Source organism: Chlorobium sp. KB01, assembly GCF_001975465.1.
In the GTDB taxonomy this organism is placed as follows: Bacteria; Bacteroidota; Chlorobiia; order Chlorobiales; family Chlorobiaceae; genus Chlorobium.
The window spans coordinates 1-16,659 of record NZ_MPJE01000088.1 but is presented as its reverse complement, the minus strand read 5'-3'; the positions used below and the strand labels follow the sequence as shown (position 1 = coordinate 16,659).

Annotated in this window: 19 protein-coding genes; 9 read left to right on the top strand and 10 right to left on the bottom strand. The window is 47.5% G+C overall.

What is annotated here, in order from left to right; translation table 11 throughout:
• Positions 1-104: 104 nt before the first annotated feature.
• On the top strand, positions 105-437 hold the full coding sequence (locus BOO20_RS09760) for a PCP reductase family protein (protein WP_233120945.1): 333 nt from the start codon (positions 105-107) through the stop codon (positions 435-437).
• 185 nt (positions 438-622) lie between these two features.
• Here BOO20_RS09760 and BOO20_RS09755 read toward each other — a convergent pair whose 3' ends face one another.
• Complete coding sequence (locus BOO20_RS09755) at positions 623-2,035, bottom strand: radical SAM protein (RefSeq protein WP_076792385.1); 1,413 nt, start codon at positions 2,033-2,035, stop codon at positions 623-625.
• A 373-nt stretch (positions 2,036-2,408) separates the two neighbouring features.
• Between BOO20_RS09755 and bchF the strand changes: the two genes are divergently transcribed.
• From bchF to lsrF, 5 genes are all read left to right on the top strand, one after another.
• A complete protein-coding gene (gene bchF, locus BOO20_RS09750) occupies positions 2,409-2,885 on the top strand; it encodes a 2-vinyl bacteriochlorophyllide hydratase (RefSeq protein ID WP_076792383.1) in 477 nt (158 codons plus the stop codon).
• Positions 2,882-3,178: a hypothetical protein gene (locus BOO20_RS09745; protein ID WP_233120944.1), complete on the top strand. Its 297-nt coding sequence runs from the start codon at positions 2,882-2,884 to the stop codon at positions 3,176-3,178. The genes bchF and BOO20_RS09745 overlap by 4 nt, the downstream gene beginning before the upstream one ends.
• Before the next feature lie 75 nt (positions 3,179-3,253).
• The gene (gene bciD, locus BOO20_RS09740) at positions 3,254-4,459 is read left to right on the top strand and encodes a 7-methyl bacteriochlorophyllide c oxygenase (RefSeq protein WP_076792380.1); all 1,206 of its coding nucleotides are present in this window, start codon (positions 3,254-3,256) and stop codon (positions 4,457-4,459) included.
• Positions 4,460-4,587: 128 nt separating this feature from the next.
• Positions 4,588-6,705: a bifunctional aldolase/short-chain dehydrogenase gene (locus tag BOO20_RS09735; RefSeq protein WP_076792378.1), complete on the top strand. Its 2,118-nt coding sequence runs from the start codon at positions 4,588-4,590 to the stop codon at positions 6,703-6,705.
• Between the two features lie 68 nt (positions 6,706-6,773).
• The gene (gene lsrF / locus BOO20_RS09730) at positions 6,774-7,655 is read left to right on the top strand and encodes a 3-hydroxy-5-phosphonooxypentane-2,4-dione thiolase (RefSeq protein ID WP_076792377.1); all 882 of its coding nucleotides are present in this window, start codon (positions 6,774-6,776) and stop codon (positions 7,653-7,655) included.
• A 27-nt stretch (positions 7,656-7,682) separates the two neighbouring features.
• Here lsrF and BOO20_RS09725 read toward each other — a convergent pair whose 3' ends face one another.
• The gene (locus BOO20_RS09725; protein WP_076792375.1) at positions 7,683-7,904 is read right to left on the bottom strand and encodes a Nif11-like leader peptide family natural product precursor; all 222 of its coding nucleotides are present in this window, start codon (positions 7,902-7,904) and stop codon (positions 7,683-7,685) included.
• Positions 7,905-8,093: 189 nt separating this feature from the next.
• Here BOO20_RS09725 and cruB point away from each other — a divergent pair, with 189 nt between their 5' ends.
• From cruB to BOO20_RS09710, 3 genes are all read left to right on the top strand, one after another.
• The gene (gene cruB, locus BOO20_RS09720) at positions 8,094-9,635 is read left to right on the top strand and encodes a gamma-carotene beta-monocyclase CruB (protein WP_076792373.1); all 1,542 of its coding nucleotides are present in this window, start codon (positions 8,094-8,096) and stop codon (positions 9,633-9,635) included.
• Positions 9,636-9,665: 30 nt separating this feature from the next.
• The gene (locus BOO20_RS09715; protein ID WP_076792372.1) at positions 9,666-10,031 is read left to right on the top strand and encodes a hypothetical protein; all 366 of its coding nucleotides are present in this window, start codon (positions 9,666-9,668) and stop codon (positions 10,029-10,031) included.
• Between the two features lie 74 nt (positions 10,032-10,105).
• Positions 10,106-10,294 carry a hypothetical protein gene (locus BOO20_RS09710; protein WP_233120943.1) on the top strand — a complete coding sequence of 63 codons (189 nt, stop codon included), beginning with the start codon at positions 10,106-10,108 and terminating at the stop codon, positions 10,292-10,294.
• Between the two features lie 174 nt (positions 10,295-10,468).
• Here BOO20_RS09710 and BOO20_RS09705 read toward each other — a convergent pair whose 3' ends face one another.
• The 8 genes from BOO20_RS09705 to BOO20_RS09665 form a co-directional block, all read right to left on the bottom strand.
• Positions 10,469-11,242 (bottom strand): SDR family oxidoreductase, encoded by a 774-nt coding sequence (locus BOO20_RS09705; protein WP_076792368.1) that lies wholly within the window; start codon positions 11,240-11,242, stop codon positions 10,469-10,471.
• Positions 11,243-11,268: 26 nt separating this feature from the next.
• Complete coding sequence (locus BOO20_RS09700) at positions 11,269-11,775, bottom strand: Coenzyme F420 hydrogenase/dehydrogenase, beta subunit C-terminal domain (protein WP_233120942.1); 507 nt, start codon at positions 11,773-11,775, stop codon at positions 11,269-11,271.
• Positions 11,732-12,661 carry a coenzyme F420 hydrogenase/dehydrogenase beta subunit N-terminal domain-containing protein gene (locus tag BOO20_RS09695; protein WP_233120941.1) on the bottom strand — a complete coding sequence of 310 codons (930 nt, stop codon included), beginning with the start codon at positions 12,659-12,661 and terminating at the stop codon, positions 11,732-11,734. Before BOO20_RS09695 ends, BOO20_RS09700 begins: the two co-directional genes overlap by 44 nt.
• A 176-nt stretch (positions 12,662-12,837) precedes the next feature.
• Positions 12,838-13,461, bottom strand: a complete 624-nt coding sequence (locus tag BOO20_RS09690; protein WP_076792367.1) for a DUF1997 domain-containing protein — start codon at positions 13,459-13,461, stop codon at positions 12,838-12,840.
• Between the two features lie 824 nt (positions 13,462-14,285).
• Positions 14,286-14,585, bottom strand: coding sequence for a DUF2442 domain-containing protein (locus BOO20_RS09680; protein WP_076792365.1), 300 nt, complete (start codon positions 14,583-14,585; stop codon positions 14,286-14,288).
• A 19-nt stretch (positions 14,586-14,604) separates the two neighbouring features.
• Positions 14,605-14,874 carry a DUF4160 domain-containing protein gene (locus BOO20_RS09675; protein ID WP_233120940.1) on the bottom strand — a complete coding sequence of 90 codons (270 nt, stop codon included), beginning with the start codon at positions 14,872-14,874 and terminating at the stop codon, positions 14,605-14,607.
• A 406-nt stretch (positions 14,875-15,280) separates the two neighbouring features.
• Complete coding sequence (locus tag BOO20_RS09670) at positions 15,281-15,847, bottom strand: hypothetical protein (protein WP_144277150.1); 567 nt, start codon at positions 15,845-15,847, stop codon at positions 15,281-15,283.
• A complete protein-coding gene (locus BOO20_RS09665) occupies positions 15,844-16,155 on the bottom strand; it encodes a hypothetical protein (protein ID WP_076792360.1) in 312 nt (103 codons plus the stop codon). The genes BOO20_RS09670 and BOO20_RS09665 overlap by 4 nt, the downstream gene beginning before the upstream one ends.
• Between the last annotated feature and the right edge of the window lie 504 nt (positions 16,156-16,659).

Sequence of the window (16,659 nt, the reverse complement as noted above, 5' to 3'; positions counted from 1 at the left end):
AACTTATTTTTGGAATGCAATACCCCCAATTTTGGGCGTCATGAATTATTGAGGTTAAAAAGAAGAGAGTCGCACTTTTTCTGACATGTGGGACCCCAGAATCGATGGCGGCGGTTTTTTACCTGCCGCAGTTGAAAATACACCTTCTGACCAACAGAATCCTTGTCGAGAAAATTTTTAATCCCGTCGAGTCATCAGACGGTAATGCCATCGAGTCCTTTGTAGATGATCTTCTCGAACAGTATGAACGGAGCGTTGTTTCAAGAAAAAGATCCGTGATATGGAGTGATGAAGCTCAGGATTTGCTTGAAGCTGTCCCGGGATTTTTGCAGGAGAAGATCAGGTCTATGGCTGAAGAGTATGCAATGAAAAAAGGTTACAAGGAAATTACTGTGGAAATGCTGGAAACTGCCCGTGATGAAATGGGCGAAAAGTAAGTCGCCGCCACCGAGTCGTCGTTATTGATCGTTCAGTCAGGTCGCCTTACCGTTCGTTATTTCGTGCGGTCAGGTTTTTTTCCGATAAACAGGTTGATGAGTGTAACAATAACTACCCCGGAAAGGTAAAAAGCTACCGGAGCGAAAAGTGTTGTGTAGTTTACGGTTTCGTGCATGTTCGTTACTTATGGTGTTCTGATGTTATTGTTTAGCTCAAAGGTTTCAAGCTGCTCTTTCAGATTTTTTTTGAATGCAAGACTGGTTATGAGGTTCAGCATTTTGTAGGGGTTGCGTCTGACCCTGTTGGCGATTTTTCCCCAGGAATATGTTTTGTAATAGCTGGTCATGAATTTGTGCTGAAATGCTACGGGATCGTAGTGTTCAGAACGAATGACAAGGTTGATGGCGTTGTATTTCTCCCAGTCCTCATCGGTTATCAGACCCTTTTCTTTGTACTCCCAATACATTTTTGTTCCAGGGTAAGGGGTAATGATCTGGAAGATAGGCATGAATACGTGGTTTTTGCCGACAAACTCGACGAGGTCATCCATGTCCTCAAAGGTGTCAAGTGCAGGATTGACCAGGAAATTTCCCTGAATGTTCAACCCGGCCTTTCTGCACTCTTCGATCACGCTTGCAAATTTTTCCGCGGAGTTGACATGCCCTTTGTTATAGGCTTCCAGTGTGCTTTGTTTGATTGATTCGAACCCGACGAGCACCATATTGCATCCGGAATCAACAAGTCTTCTTACTGTTTCCTTGTCTTCAAGAAAATTCATGCTGAAGAAAACGCTGTAGTTGATATTGCACTTTTTGAGCAAGGAAAGGTTCTCCCATAGCTTCTTCTTGTTGATGCCGAGATTTTCATCGCAAAGCATGAACCATGGCTTTGATGATTTTCCTTTTGCCTTGAAAAAAACCTTTTTGGCTGTTTCAATCTGCCTGATGAGATTATCAGGATTCTGGTAACGGTAGAGTTTTCCGGTAAAATTCGGTGTGACGCAGAATGAGCACTCATAAGGGCATCCGCGGGTGATATAGATGGGGATGGACTTGGTTCCGTCAACTTTTTCTCGTTTTGATGCCTGTGCAATCCTTTCATAATCAAGGGGCACTATTTTTGTGACCTGCGGGAAGTCCTTTGCATCGTATGTCGGCTTCAACCGACCTGACGCGGCATCTTCCAGTACGGTAGCCCAGAGGTTTTCGGCTTCGCCGCAAACAACGCAGTCGGCATGGCTTCGCGCTTCATCGGGATTGAACGAAACGTGAAGACCGCCAAGAATTACTTTTTTTCCTTTTTTTCGGAACTCATCTGCAATTTCATATGCTCTTGTAGCGTCTATCGTTCTTGATGTGATACCTACCAGATCGTAATCTCCGTCATAGTTGATGGCATCACCAAAGTGTTCGTCCGCAATTTCGATAGCATGCTCAGCAGGCGTAAGACTTACAAGTACGCCTATAGCCATGTGAAACAGTGGCTTCTGGTTGGTTTTCGAGTCTTTTTTCCCTTTTGGCGCAATAAAAAGCAGTTTGAGCGGCATGATTTTCTGTTCCCGGATTATCTGTTCTGACAAGAAGTACAGGTCATGCATAGATCAGTTGGTACCGTGTTTATCTGCTGCATGGCCGAAACGCTGAGTGTTATCCTGTAAAAAATATCAAAATTTCGTGAGCGACAAAACCTTTTGTAGCCAACCTGAAGCTTTTCATGGGCGGGGATTTCAGAAATATCGGCAGTGAGTCGCAGTTTCAGGAGAACCCTTAAGGAGGTAAAGGTATTCTTCGCTCCTTTGCAATTCGTAAACAGTATGCTGAGGCGGCAGGTCAGGCAGGGATGGTAGTTTTATTTGACCTCCACGGAAGAAGAGATTTTTTTCGAAACGTTGATCTTCCTATATTAAAGAATTGATAAAAAGGGGAGCTATCCTTAAGTCGTTATCTTTGTAACAATTAACACGATGATATATGCCTCGTTATACTCCTGAGCAGCTTGCACAAAGGAACGCTACGGTCTGGACCGATGTTCAGCTCATTCTTGCACCCATTCAGTTTGTCGTTTTTCTTGCCGGTGTCGGCGTGACTTATCTGTATTTCGTCAATCCCGGCATCATTGCTTTTTTCTGGGTTGATGTAGCCATTCTTTTCAAGTCTTTCCTTTTTGCGTTGCTTTTTTTTACCGGGGCTTATTTTGAGAAAGAAATTTTCGACAAGTGGATTTTTTCCAGGGAGTTTCTCTGGGAGGATATCGGCAGCGTTACGGCCGGAGCTTTTCATGTTTTGTATTTTATTCTGGCTTTTACTGGTGCAAGCCGCGAGGTTCTTGTCTGGGAGGCGTTTCTTGCCTACTTCACTTACATTGCCAATGCAATGCAGTATCTTGTCAGAATCCTGCTTGAAAAAAGAAATGAAAAGATTCTGCATAACAGCAATGTCTTGTCATGACGCTGTGGTATAATGGTATTTTAAATTTGTTTTGCCCTTTTGATGGTGTTTGTCAAACAATCAATGTGAAATTCATGCTGAAAGGAAGTTTTACCGAGTTATGGAATAAGGCCATGATCTACACAGGTTCAGGATGGCTGGTGCTTGTCTGTATGATCTGGGTTTCCGGACATTTTACTGATAACGTCGAACGGATTGTTTTCGTCTCCGTGCTGGCAGCAGGATATATTGCTGTTTACATGCTTGGTTTTTACATCAAGCGACAGCATTCCGGAAAGGCTGTAAATTTGTGAGGGCGAAGCCAGTTTCTGCTTGGTGACTGTTTCCTTTTATTATTTGTTTTTTTAATGCTAACTCATTAATAAGCCATGAGTACCAAAAGAATTATTACGAAGGAAGATGTGCATTTAAAAGCAAGGCTGCTTTCCGAGGGGGCAAAGGTAACGGTCAACAAGCCGCCGAAAACAGGGTTCAACCCGTTTCGTGCCATGGTGCTCAATGGCAGCGATCTTGCAACTCTTGTTCGCCCGGAACCGTATACCCGCCTTGAGGTACAGGTTAACGGGGACGATGTCGAATTTTATGATTGCGGCAAACACCTTGCAAGCGGCAGAATGCAGGAGTGGTTCTCATGGCGCGACGGTACTTTGAGTAACGGACGCCCGGTTAATGCTGCCGTAATAGGAATGAACCAGGATATTATCAATATTCATTACAGTTACAGTTGCGATAACAACAATACAGGTCGGTCATGCAGATTCTGCTTTTTCTTTGCCGACCAGCATGTATCTGTAGGGCAGGACCTGGCAAAGATGCCGTTCCAGAAAATCGAGGCTCTTGCAAAAGAGCAGGCTGAAGCGGTGAAAATAGCAACCGATAACGGGTGGAGGGGGACTCTTGTTGTTATCGGAGGTCTTGTTGCACCGGAACGTCGTTCGCAGGTTGTCGACCTTGTTGAGATTGTCATGGCGCCCTTGCGTGAGCAGTTGAGTACGGAAGTGTTTAATGAACTGCATATAACGGCTAATTTGTATCCTCCTGATGATTTTAAGGATATGGAGCGCTGGAAGGCTTCGGGTATCAATTCAACAGAGTTTGATCTTGAGGTTACCGATCCTGACTATTTCAAGGCGATCTGCCCGGGGAAATGTGCAACATATCCCCTTGAATACTGGCATGCCGCCCAGGATGCCTCAGTTGAGATTTTCGGGCCAGGCAGGGGTACCACAAGCTTTATACTCATGGGTCTTGAACCTATGAATTGTATGCTGGAGGGTGTTGAAGAGCGCCTGTCGAAGGGGGTATATCCCAATATGCTGGTTTACCAGCCTGTGCCGGGAGCTGATATGTTCAGAATGCCTCCGCCAAACGCCGATTGGCTTGTTGAGGCTTCAGAGAAACTGGCAGACCTTTATTTCAAGTATCAGGATCGTTTTGATATGCCCCTTGCTACGGACCACAGGCCCGGTTATACGCGAATGGGACGTTCCCAGTATATTATGCTGACAGCTGATGTGATTGCACGCAGATTGTATGAACAGGGTTATGAACTTCCAGCTGCATATCCTGTTTAACAGGTCATAACAGCATAGTTGCAATTGCCGTTTACCATGCTTGTTCGATGGTAAACGGCAATTATTGTTATTACATGTTTTCTTGTTCTGCATTATGTGAGAATTCCGTTTAAAATAAAGGGTTACTTATGCAAAACCTCTGGAACGATGCCGATCTTCAGCGCTCCGTAAACGGGCAGCGCAGTGCCAACGATATTCCTGCAGAACTTGCCGAACTCGTGTACGCCTCCCGTCTGCTCGGCAGCGAGAGTTCTCTTGTGATGCACGGCGGGGGCAACACCTCGGTCAAAAGCGAGCTGCACGATATCATCGGCTACAGGGTCAATGTCATTTTCATCAAGGGGAGCGGCGTCAATCTGGCGGGGGTGGATGCGCACGATTTTATGCCGGTACGGATCGAGCCGCTGCAGAAGCTGCAGCATCTCTACGCTACCGGCGGGCGCAGCAGCGAAGAGGATATACAGCAGTTCTCGACGCAACGGTTCAAAAACTTCCTCTATCTGAACCTGTTCTACCTGACCGAGCACATGGTGAACCATTCGCTTTCACCCTCGATCGAAACCCTGCTTCACGCGTTTCTGCCCCACCGGTTCATTTTCCATACGCACTCCACGGCGCTTCTGACGCTCAGCAACCAGCCCGACGGCCAGGCTCTCTGTCGGGAGGTGCTCGGAGAATCGTTCGGCATGGTGCCCTATATCAAGCCGGGTCTCGGGCTCGCCCGTTCGGCCGCTGCGGCCTACGAGTCGACTCCCTCCATCAGGGGCCTTGTGCTGCAGAAGCACGGCCTCGTCACTTTTGCCGATACTCCGGATGAGGCGTACCATTGCATGATCGAAAGCGCAAACCGTCTTGAAGAGCGCATAGCCCGGGCCGGCCGGAAGGTTTTTCCTTCGGTTTCGCTTCCCGCCGGGATCGCATCCCTCGAGGATGCCGCGCCGGTTATCAGAGGGGCTGTCGTTGAAGAGAGCACAGCCGGAAGCCGCGATTACCGTCAGTTCGTGCTCGAATTCCGTACTTCACCCGATATTCTTGCCTATGTCAACAGCGATTCTCTTTCCGATGTAAGCCAGAGGGGCGCCATGACCCCGGATTTCATTATCCGCACCAAAAACCGGCCGCTGGTCGTTCCGGCTCCCGATGCCTCCGATCTCGACGCTTTCAAAACGGCGGTTCATGAAGCGGTGGAGCGGTATGAAGTGGAGTACAGGGCTTATTTCCAGCGCCGGCGCGAGGCTGCGGGAATCGAGGTTTCCATGCTCGACCCGCTGCCCAGGGTGGTGCTTGTGCCCGGTCTCGGTCTGTTCGGTCTCGGCCGGACCGCCCGGGAAGCTGCGGTCAACGCCGATATCGCCGAAAGCACGGCATCGGCCATTCTCGATGCGGAATCGGTTGGACGCTTCGAGTCGATTACCGAACAGGAGGTTTTCGATATTGAGTACTGGGAGATGGAGCAGGCCAAGATGACGAAGGTCCGCCACGACGTGTTTGCCGGCAAGGTTGCCCTGGTAACCGGTGCGGCAAGCGGCATCGGGCTGGCGACGGCAAGGGCGTTCCGTCAGCGCGGCGCCGAGCTGGTCATTCTGGACCTGAACCCTGAGGCGCTTCAGCAGGCGGCCGAAGATCTCGGCGGAGGAGTGCTTCCGATTGCGTGCGACGTTACCGACCGCGCTGCCGTCAGGCGGGCTTTCGACAAGGTGTGCCGCCGTTACGGAGGGCTGGATATCGTGGTCTCGAATGTAGGCGTCGCCCTGCAGGGCCGCATAGGCGACGTTTCGGACGAGGTGCTGCGCCGGAGCTTCGAACTCAACTTTTTTTCGCATCAGTCCATAGCCCAGGAGGCGGTCAGGATCATGCGACTGCAGGGAACCGGGGGCGTCCTGCTTTTCAACGTTTCCAAACAGGCGGTCAATCCGGGTCCCGATTTCGGGCCGTACGGCCTGCCCAAGGCGGCGACCATGTTTCTCGTGCGCCAGTATGCGCTCGATCACGGACGCGACGGCATCAGGGCAAACGGCATCAATGCCGACAGGATCCGCACCGGCCTGCTGACCGACGAAATGATCAAAACCCGTTCGAAAGCGCGGGGGCTGAGCGAGCGGGAGTATATGGCCGGCAACCTTCTGCAGGTCGAGGTCACCGCCGAGGATGTCGCCGAGGCATTCGTGCACCAGGCGCTCGAAACGAAGACGACAGGATCGATTGTTACGGTCGACGGAGGCAACATTGCCGCCGCGCTGCGCTGACAGGGAAGTTCCTGAAAAACTGATTGCAGATTGTAAAAAAACTTTAACCGAAAGAGGAGAAGACCATCATGGCTGAATACGACAAGGACAAACAGGCAAAAGAGTATTACACCCACGTTCCTGTTGAGAAACACGGCTTTTTTCTCAAGGGGGCGCACTCGCTTGACTGGGGTATGAAAAACCGCCTGTCGAGGATATTCAGGCCCGATACGGGCAGAACGGTCATGTTCGCCATCGATCACGGCTATTTTCAGGGGCCGACCACCGGTCTGGAGCGTCCCGACGTCAACATCGTGCCGCTCATGCCGCATGCCGATGCCATCATGCTCACCAGAGGCATTCTGCGTACGACCGTTCCTCCCTCCCTCACCAAGGCGGTCGTCATGCGCTGCAGCGGCGGTCCGAGCATTCTCAAGGAGCTCTCCGACGAAGAGCTTGCCGTGGATATCGAGGATGCCATCCGCATGAACGTGGCGGCAATAACCCTGCAGGTTTTCATCGGAGGCGAGTTCGAAACCCGTTCCATCCACAACATGACCAGGCTGATCGATATGGGTCTGCGTTACGGTATTCCAACCATGGCGGTCACCGCCGTCGGCAAGGATATGGTGCGTGATGCCAAATACTTCAGGCTTGCCTGCCGGATTTCTGCGGAATTAGGCGCTCAGATCGTAAAAACCTACTATGTGCCCGAGGATTTCGAAACGGTTGTGGCTTCCTGCCCGGTGCCGATCGTGATGGCCGGAGGCAAGAAGATTTCCGAACTCGAGGCGCTCACCATGTCGTACCGGGCAATCCAGGAGGGTGCGGCCGGTGTGGATATGGGCCGCAACATTTTCCAGAGCGACGCTCCGCTCGCCATGATGAAAACGGTCGGGAAGGTCGTTCATGAGAACATGCCTCCCGCCGAGGCGTACGAGTATTTCCAGAGCATCAGTGCGGAAGGATAGACGCAGAAAAGCATCTTCCGCAATGGTTTAGAGCCAGTCGGCAAGTAACTTCGCTTCCCAGTTCCATCTTTCAAAATGATTCAGTTCAGTTACCGTCGCATGATCAAGCTCTTCTCTCGTGAAATCGAAGCCTTCCTGCAGGATGATTGCCCAGCGGTCTTCTTTTGTTGCAGTATTGTGTATTTTATCCGATAACTCCTTGTCCTGCTTCATTTTCGCAAGAAACAACTTTGCGGAATCCTGTGACATACGGCGAAGTCTCCTTTTTATAATTGAAAATCAATGTTAAGGTCACAAATTTAACCAATAAGTCCGGAACAAGAAAAGAAAAATATCCAGGACGGCGGGTTCCAGGGGCTTACCGTTTGGATCATGGTTCTTAGGGTTGTTATTTTATATGTATAGCTGGCATCATCATAAGCAATAACGTCATTTGCAATGATAGCAGATAAAGTTCAAACACTCTACCCGAGGGTATCCGAGTATTTTGGTAAAATCAGAAATGGGAACAGATATCTGGAGCATATTCTGGAGGTGGATAACTTTTGGCAAAATGTCGAGCACTCCCCATGCAGCAAGGTTGTCTTTCAGGGAAGCGAAATGCCTGAAGATGCATGTATTGCCGACGAGTATGATCTGGTTTATGCCGGAGGCTCATTGGGATTATTGCACGCGTCGGTCATGGCTTCGAAGTACGGGAGAAAAGTACTTGTTTTTGACCGCTATGTGAGCGGAAAACCAAGCCGTGACTGGAATATTTCCTGGAATGAGCTTGAAAACCTTGAACAAGTCGGTCTTTTCTCATATGAAGAGATCAACGCGAGTATTGCTTGCAGGTATAAAACAGGTTGGGCTGAGTTTTACGTGGAAAATGGTCGGAAAAAGCGGCTGTATCTCGATAATGTGCTTGACTGTGCTGTTGAGAGCGACCAACTGCTTTCCATTGCCAGGCAGAAAATTCTTGCCGATGAATCCAGCAGGGTCGTTGACAATATGACATTCATGCGGTGTTTTCAGTTTCCTGAGAGTGTGGTGATAGAGGTTGAGAACAATATGCATGAGCGGGTGTATTTCAGAGCCAAGGTATTTGTTGATTCGATGGGAGTGCATTCTCCGGTTGCCATGCAGTTGAATGACGGGGCATCCTTTACACATCTCTGTCCTACAGTCGGGACTGTTTCCAGCGGCCTCGAAAATGTTGATCCGGATATAGGCGAGATTCTTGTAAGTACGGAGCCGGCCGATACCAGCTCAGGAAGAGGTCGTCAACTGATATGGGAGGGCTTTCCTGCCGGTGGCAATCGCTATACCACCTATCTTTTCTTTTATGATTCCCGGAGCTCCGATAATGATAAATCTCTGCTTGGTCTCTTTGAAACATATTTCCGGAAATTACCTTCCTATAAAAAACTGGGAAAGGATTTTGTCGTCCATCGCCCTGTGTATGGCGTTATACCGGCGTATTATCATGATGGGTTTGAGCGGACTCGGCAAGTTGCCGATAATAATATCCTGATGCTTGGAGATGCCGCCGCACTTGGTTCCCCACTGACTTTTTGCGGTTTTGGTTCTTTTGTTCGCAATCTCAAATCATTGACAGAGGGGCTCGAAAGAGCCTTGGCCTGTAACGGATTTGAAAAGAAGAATCTCGAACAGATAAGCGCCTACGAGCCAAATGTTGCCGCAATGGCAAACCTTATGAAATATATGTGTTATAATAAACATACGGACCATCCGAATTTTGTCAATGAACTGATGAATGAAGTGATGATAGTTCTGGACGGCCTGCCGCCCAGGTACAGGGAAGCAATGTTCAAGGACACCATGGAGCTATCCGATCTGCTTCTGATTGGTTTGAACGTGGCATGGAAATATCCCGGTGTCTTGATGGCGACTGCAAGCAAACTCGGTCTGGATGGATCACTTGGGATGATGAAAAATATGATCGGCTGGGCAATGTCATCAAAAGCTTCAAATTGAATTCTTTATCCATCTAAAACAGGTTTTGACATGGCAAACGAATCACGAAAAGGCGGTTTTTTTTCCGTATTCAGAAAAGAGGACAAATCCGTCCCAAACAAATCGGCTATTGCACCGCAGCAATCCGAAACAAAGGCAGCTTTTTCTGAAAAGCCGGCTGTATCAGTTCCCCGTGAGGTGACGCCGAAACCCGTAGCAAACGTAAAGCCTGCCGCCGCTTCGGAACAACAGGAAAAACCTGTTATTTATGAGCCGATAGATACGGCTGCCGCTTTTAACACTTGCTGGAAAGCTTTTGGTGACCTGGGCTTATCGCAGATAAAAACAGTTGAAATGGTGCTGACTATGCTGTCAAATTCCATTGCTAAAATTACCGATGGGCAGCAAACGAAATAAGTGGAGGTTTTTTAAAAAACGATTCAAAAGGAAAAGAAATGCCGCAACTACCACAAAATATTATACCGGAAGAATTGACAAAGCCTGCAGCGGCAATTGTGAGCGGGGCTTTTTTACTCTCACCGCTTGGTATTCCACCTTTTATCAGGGGGATTCCAAGAGTTCTGCTTGCCGGTGCAGGTGGATTTTTTGCAGGAGCGGTTGCTGAAAAGGTTATTGAGAACATTGGTCTGATATTGCCACCTCACCCTGAAGAGGATTAGCCATACCCACCGGAGAGCATCACTGCTCCCGCATCATCAGACGTATATTCCTGACTTGATTTATTGTCGGTTGAAACACGCGTTCAGGTGACTTGAAGCCGGGAAACGGAATTTTCAGGGTGTTATCTTGTGATTGTCTCTTTTTGTGTGGTTGCTATTTCCATTGCAGTCAGGTCACCTGCCCAATAAAAAATTGAAAGGCAATGACGCGAGTTTGCCGATCATGTCGGGCGGCGTCATGCGGTTGATGCATGCCCCATGTGTATTGTTTGCAAGAATTCTTTTTGCAAGGTCTTCCGTTGCTTCCCGAACATTTTCGCCAAGCAGTGAAAGAAAGAGCCGGCCAGCATCGGTTTGCTGTGCGGTTTCAGCTTGCAGCGCCGTACGTATGATTCCCGGTATGATTGTGCCAACCTTGATCTTAAGCGACCTGGTCTCTTCAATAAGGGATTTCGAGAAATAGTGTACAGCCGCCTTTGTCGTTCCAAAAATACCCATTCCGTGAATTATTCCCCCGTCGGCCCCCTGACCTTCAAGATTGTACAGGTATCCCGATCCCTGTTCGATCATTCCTCTGATGGCTACATGAGACCCATTTATGGTTCCGGCAAGATTTACATCGAGGGTATGGCCGATCTGCTTCATATCGAGTTTCCAGAACGGAAGCAACGGGTGGGCAATGCCGGCGTTGTTTATCCAGATATCTACCTGGCCGATCGATTTATGCGCATGGTTCCAAAGTTCCTGAACCTGCTTGTAGTCGGAAACATCACAGGTTTTAGCCGAGATATGTTCGGAGCCATGCTGCTCGATCAGTTCATTCAGGGCTTTGTCAAGGTTACTGCTGTTGCTGCTGCTGATCATGACACGGCAGCCTTTTGAGAGAAATGCATGCGCAAGGCCCAAGCCAATTCCTCTACTACTTCCCGTGATGACGATGTTTTTCATGTTAATAGCAGTTTGTTCGGTTAAATTCAGGACTCGATTATTCTTTCTATCAATGAAAGATCATATTGAGAAAGAAGGTCATAGATATGGGTCGGCACAATGCCTATATCATCCGGACGGTACATTTTAAGGAAATAGAAGTTCCTTATAGCATGAATATCTATTGAGTATTTTGCAAATTCAGTTCCTCCTGGACCGGATTTCGCTTTTTTATGGCTCAGATAGATGCCAAGCCATTTAGGCATCGCTTTCCGGTCATCAAGCTTCTCCGGTTGAAGAATCGGCATGAGAGTTGGCTGAAGTGCTGCTTGTACCGCACTATGACTATCGCCAAAAAAAACTTCAGGTGACGTTTCTATTTCATCATTGATAAGATCCAGCAGCTTTTTTCCTCTTTCAGTTCTGACAATAATCCATTGTGTTTTTCTGTTTTTGCTGTAGGGGGCGCCTAAATAGCCGACAGTGATATCTGAAAGGCTGTTGATGTAATCAAAGCAACTCAGGCAGGAGTTCGGAAACACTCCTACTTTCATAACTGCTGATGGCGCGGACGCTACGCGCCTCGCCATCGGCGCTGCGGATTACCATCCGCTTTCTGTCCCGGCGCTGACGCGCCAGGCCATCAAGCGGTTGCAGCGGACAACCGCCCCCGCGAGCGAGCTCGCGTGTTCGTCTGCCGCTGATCCGCAGCGCCGATGGAAGGCAGAAAAAAGGGATTTTTTCGACTTTTCCGGCTTTGTGCAGAATATGTACCCTGTAGTCCTGCATGAATTCGAAATTGATAACCGTTTCCGGTTTTTTGCTGATATTCCGGAAAACCCATTGAAGGTGGGATGGTTCCAGATTATCTGTGCAAGGAATGCCTACGATATACAGGTCCAAATCGGCAAAATAGGGGCTTTTTCTTGTAAAATCCCTTACCATATGTACATGGCAGGCAGCGCCGACAATCAGGAGTCTTGTCGTTTTTTCCCGATAAGCCGTATGCAATGCCTGAAGCACCGGAGAAAGTACGGGTTTGTTGCCGCGTGCCTCATGAATATCCTGAGCGGTTTTAGCAAGCACTGCTTTTGGTTTCAGAGGCTCTCCATGAAGCGTAAGCACCGCATCCACAAGGTTTGTTTGCAGAGCCATAGTGGATATTCGGGTAATGATTCCGCTCCATTGCGCTCCATTGACAGGTTTTTTCAATGTTGCGTTGAATCGTTTGAGGCTGATACCGAAACGCAGTTCGTCGCTGTCATCCGGGTTCCTTACTCTTCCGAAAATCCTTTGTTCATGATTTTCTACCCACCCACAACGAAAAACACAGCTTTCCAGGCTCTCCTTCACCGGCCAGGCATTGCCCATGCATAGACCGCATTTGCTGCACAATGGCTCGTCGAAGCGAGGTGTCTGTATTTTTGATGGTTTAGTCATGGGAAGAGGTGAGGTTTTCAACGAAACAACAGAACGTTGCATCAAAATAGGTATTTTGTTTCGAGTGATCAAGAGGCATGAGTTAAGCCCTTATTGTATGGGAGGCTCTGCTACATGATGCTTATGTTGAGAATCAGACAGTGGGAAGACAAACTCTGTCTTGCCATTTTCCCTTTCTATTTCTTCCCCCCTTCGGCGGCAATTTCAGGCATAGAGCAGCAGATATCCGACTGAACCTGACAGAGCATGCTTTCGGTTGCCTGCTGCATGATTTTTGACATAATCATATCGCTCATGAATTTCAGTGCCGGTTCCGGCATGAGATTGAGCGGGAATGACAGTTTGAAATCCAGCGATATATTTGTTTCGAAATGCACGGCTGTCCGGTTGTCGGTCTGGTGAAGAAGGAAGATTTCTGAAAAAGTCTTGCCGATGAAGGTATGGTCGTTGCTGAAAAGCAGTTCCGGGGCCGACTCGACGGTTTCCCAGATTATTTTTTTTCCAGGAGTCTCTGTATCGATGGGAGCCCGGCTTTCACCGGCGTAGCGCTTGAAAACAGCACTGTCTGTCGGGATATGCTCTTCGGTCTGCCTGACAAAAAAGATGGCTACGATCGGGTTGTTTCGAGGATCGTCGACCTCGAAGGTCCATTGAAAAACGTCGAGATCCTCTATGTAGCGGACATATCTGCAGTAAGGATTGCATTTCAGGATTTTCTCGTGATTGGAGAAATATACAGTCGATTCCTGAAGGCATGACTCAAGAACCACTAATGCTTTGCTTTTTCCTACAACTTCCATGATTACACAAAAACGTTTCCTTCTCCTCGATGTTGTTTCATGCTCTTGTTTTTCTCAGGTCAGGCGCTGGAATTCGTTTTTTTTCGCGGGAACCCGATTCAGCTCAGGATGAATGGGCATCTGCTGCCTGAGTGTTCCTGATAAACAGGTTTACTCGCCCAACAGTTCCTTACCTGAAGATTCCAGTATGACCTTAGAATGTAACCGTTCTTGCCACTCTTGCAAAAAACTATTAACCTGACTTCACCGACCCTTTTCATTATATTTTCAGAAAGCATTAACTTTCCCCCGATGTGAGCTTGAAAAACCAGTAAAACAATGTATGGCCATGCATGATGAGTTGCCGTTCAGGATTATTTTTGCCGGGATCTACGTCGCTGGTTTCCTGATGAGAGGCTTGTTTGTACAGCGTTTGAAACCGCAAGGGGAGCCGATAATGCCTGAAACGGGAGATCCAGGCGAAATCAGCCGTTTCAGGGTTGTTTTCCAGAAGGTAATGTTTTTTTTATGGATAGCTATCGTGGCGAGTTACACATGGTATCCTCCATGGGTTGAGGCTTTGCATTTTACGTTTCCCATATGGTCCCGTTACGGGGGGGGGGATTAGGGACGTAGGGGATTAGGGGATTAGGGGACGTAAGTGACAGAGGTAATTAATAATTAATAATATCTGATTCTGTTTGACAATACAGAATCAGATATTGGTTGTGAGCCCCATAATCAAGAGTTGGCTATGTTAGAAAGAGCGAGACTGGATGCACCGGGAGCGTTGCATCATGTGATGGTTCATGTTGATAACAGAACGGATAATGGGGGCCTTTCTGTTAATGGTTACATGCATGTTCGGCTTTACGCATCTGTTTTGCAAAGGCCTTGACGTGTTCATCCCATGCGAATAGTAAGTCAGGGTCGAAGTCTGCTCCGTTTGGCCATACGATTGTTCCTGCTTCAGCATCAACAGTCACCTGTCTGAAAAAATCATGATCGCGAAGGGGTTCATAAAGTTCACCATACAAAACGGGTTCCAGATTGATTTCCCTCACTGTATCGTTATCGAAATGTAGACGTAATGAATAGTGGTCAAGAATATCGACAGTAATAACCCTTATAAATGTATGTTTCATAATGCTTTATTGTTTCAAATTAACGGAGCGGGTCAATTTTAACAGGGGCCTTGCCATCCTGTAACAAATCCCAGTCGGTCATAAGTTCTAACTGATGAATCTCTGCCCATGCAATGACAAGTCGACGCTGCCTTTCAGGTAATACGCCTTCTATAATTGCAACAGGATCAATTGAGAAAACCGCCTGTGATTCCTGGTAATAAGCATGGAAGTGAGGTGTATGATGAGGCGCATCCAACTCTGCATACATTCTTATCAGGATTCCAAAAAATCGTGAGAGTTCAGGCATTATTTTATAAAATTACTTTAAAATCCCTAAAGTCGGGCATTTTGACCAAGCGGCGATTATATCACGTCAAAATTTAACCAATTAACAGGTTGAGGCCAAACCGTCATTTGCTGAGGGCTTTAGGGGGGCTTTAGGGGACGTAAGTGACAAAGGTAATTAATAATATCTGATTCTGTTTGACAATCAGAATCAGATATAGATATTGGTTGTGAGCCCCATAATCAAGAGTTGGCTAGGAGGAACTTGGGGACGTGGTGTTGTAAGTGAAATAACTCTGTGTGCCGGATGGAGCAGAGGGTAGTTCGAGTACATCAGGGCCGAACTCTTCACTGGATTGAAACTCAAGATCCCTCCCTTCGGTTCGGGATGAGAATGGGGGAGTTTGATGGTGGTTCTACGGTGAGGATCAGGCAGGATATATGTTTTTGATTTCCTCTTTGTCAATATCAACAGGCAGTCCTACACGCATGAAATAACGCGCAAAAGCCTGGGATAAATGTTCTCGATATGGAGGGAGAAGTCGTAGTCTGTGAGCTTGCGTGATGGTGAACGCCTTTAAATATTCTTTTGGAAGGGTGTATATACGGTGGAAGTCTACCACAGAATAATCCAATTCAATTTCATTGGAGGTATAACGGTTTAACAGGTGATATGCCGGTTCTTTGCCTTGCCGAAGACTTTCTTTCCCGTTCTTGCTTTTGAAGTATTCACTGGTTTTCATGATTACCGTCAAAGGCCAGTATGCACAGAGAACCACAGTATCCAATTTCTCATTGACAAGATCGCAGGCTTGAGAGAGGACAACTAAATTCCCCTGCTTTATATTGATAGGCTCTGGAACAGCCACGATGTTATCAAGAATTGCCTGATACATCGAAGCGTTTGGAAATGGGATTGGACACTGTGTCAGCAGGTCTCCTTGGGTAAGATCACTTGAGCAGGATATTTCTGAATACCATGCAAAGTTACTCATATGAATCCGTTTTTATCTTCGACAGACTCAAATTGAATCGTTTGTGACATCTGAATATTTACCGACATTTTTTTGAGAATCGGGAGGCTGAGTTCCGACTCAACAGACTGCTTTGGCTTATCAGGTGAGTTGGAATTTAAGCTGCGCATAATCTTTTTTGAGCCCAAACACCCTTTTTGGCCTGAATTTTTTCCTTTGGTTTTCTGCACGACGCCAACTCGACCAATCGACTTTTTGTTTCCCGGACAGCGTTCTTCCCCTAAGATGGTCAAGGTTTTTTCCCGGGTTGTTTTTTTGATGCTTTGCATAGCTCTTTTTACGGATAATCCTTCGCTGTGATTGCCTGAACTTGCCGGGCAATATTGATGTGAGTTGGTGTAGCACTAAAGTAATCAATATTCATTTTGCTCAAAAGTTCTTTTTTCCAAGGATCGATACGTCAGATCTCTCCAGAAGGCAGGGATGACAATAGCAGGGAGTTTGATGGAGGCGGAACACCTTGATGGCAGAGCAATTATCGGGAGCGGTTTGCAGTGGCAAAAATCATTTGTGGTTCGAAGGATTTCAGCAGCACAATTCTTATTATGTCGCAAAAGTTTTTGCTGTTAAATCCTGAAACTGGAGCATCATGAGCGACTTGCTGTAATCGGAAAACAAGAATAAGCTATCACGATCTGAACTTCGAGTTCATTTGAATTATTCGGTGTTGGATGAGTAAAAATGCGGGCTTATATTTTACCGTAAACCTTATATGACCTGAATAATTCATGAGCAACGGGCGCAGGAGATTTTCGAAGTAAAAGTCCGATAGC

Excerpts from the sequence above, each read along its gene's own strand:
- BOO20_RS09755 (WP_076792385.1), bottom strand. The coding sequence starts at position 2,035 with ATGCATGACCTGTACTTCTTGTCAGAACAGATAATCCGGGAACAGAAA.
- bchF (WP_076792383.1), top strand. The coding sequence starts at position 2,409 with ATGCCTCGTTATACTCCTGAGCAGCTTGCACAAAGGAACGCTACGGTC.
- BOO20_RS09690 (WP_076792367.1), bottom strand. The coding sequence starts at position 13,461 with ATGGAAGTTGTAGGAAAAAGCAAAGCATTAGTGGTTCTTGAGTCATGC.
- BOO20_RS09735 (WP_076792378.1), top strand. The coding sequence starts at position 4,588 with ATGCAAAACCTCTGGAACGATGCCGATCTTCAGCGCTCCGTAAACGGG.
- BOO20_RS09695 (WP_233120941.1), bottom strand. The coding sequence starts at position 12,661 with ATGACTAAACCATCAAAAATACAGACACCTCGCTTCGACGAGCCATTG.
- BOO20_RS09665 (WP_076792360.1), bottom strand. The coding sequence starts at position 16,155 with ATGCAAAGCATCAAAAAAACAACCCGGGAAAAAACCTTGACCATCTTA.
- lsrF (WP_076792377.1), top strand. The coding sequence starts at position 6,774 with ATGGCTGAATACGACAAGGACAAACAGGCAAAAGAGTATTACACCCAC.
- BOO20_RS09715 (WP_076792372.1), top strand. The coding sequence starts at position 9,666 with ATGGCAAACGAATCACGAAAAGGCGGTTTTTTTTCCGTATTCAGAAAA.
- BOO20_RS09700 (WP_233120942.1), bottom strand. The coding sequence starts at position 11,775 with ATGAAAGTAGGAGTGTTTCCGAACTCCTGCCTGAGTTGCTTTGATTAC.
- bciD (WP_076792380.1), top strand. The coding sequence starts at position 3,254 with ATGAGTACCAAAAGAATTATTACGAAGGAAGATGTGCATTTAAAAGCA.
- BOO20_RS09705 (WP_076792368.1), bottom strand. The coding sequence starts at position 11,242 with ATGAAAAACATCGTCATCACGGGAAGTAGTAGAGGAATTGGCTTGGGC.
- BOO20_RS09745 (WP_233120944.1), top strand. The coding sequence starts at position 2,882 with ATGACGCTGTGGTATAATGGTATTTTAAATTTGTTTTGCCCTTTTGAT.
- BOO20_RS09725 (WP_076792375.1), bottom strand. The coding sequence starts at position 7,904 with ATGTCACAGGATTCCGCAAAGTTGTTTCTTGCGAAAATGAAGCAGGAC.
- BOO20_RS09680 (WP_076792365.1), bottom strand. The coding sequence starts at position 14,585 with ATGAAACATACATTTATAAGGGTTATTACTGTCGATATTCTTGACCAC.
- BOO20_RS09670 (WP_144277150.1), bottom strand. The coding sequence starts at position 15,847 with ATGAGTAACTTTGCATGGTATTCAGAAATATCCTGCTCAAGTGATCTT.
- BOO20_RS09760 (WP_233120945.1), top strand. The coding sequence starts at position 105 with ATGGCGGCGGTTTTTTACCTGCCGCAGTTGAAAATACACCTTCTGACC.
- BOO20_RS09675 (WP_233120940.1), bottom strand. The coding sequence starts at position 14,874 with ATGCCTGAACTCTCACGATTTTTTGGAATCCTGATAAGAATGTATGCA.
- cruB (WP_076792373.1), top strand. The coding sequence starts at position 8,094 with ATGATAGCAGATAAAGTTCAAACACTCTACCCGAGGGTATCCGAGTAT.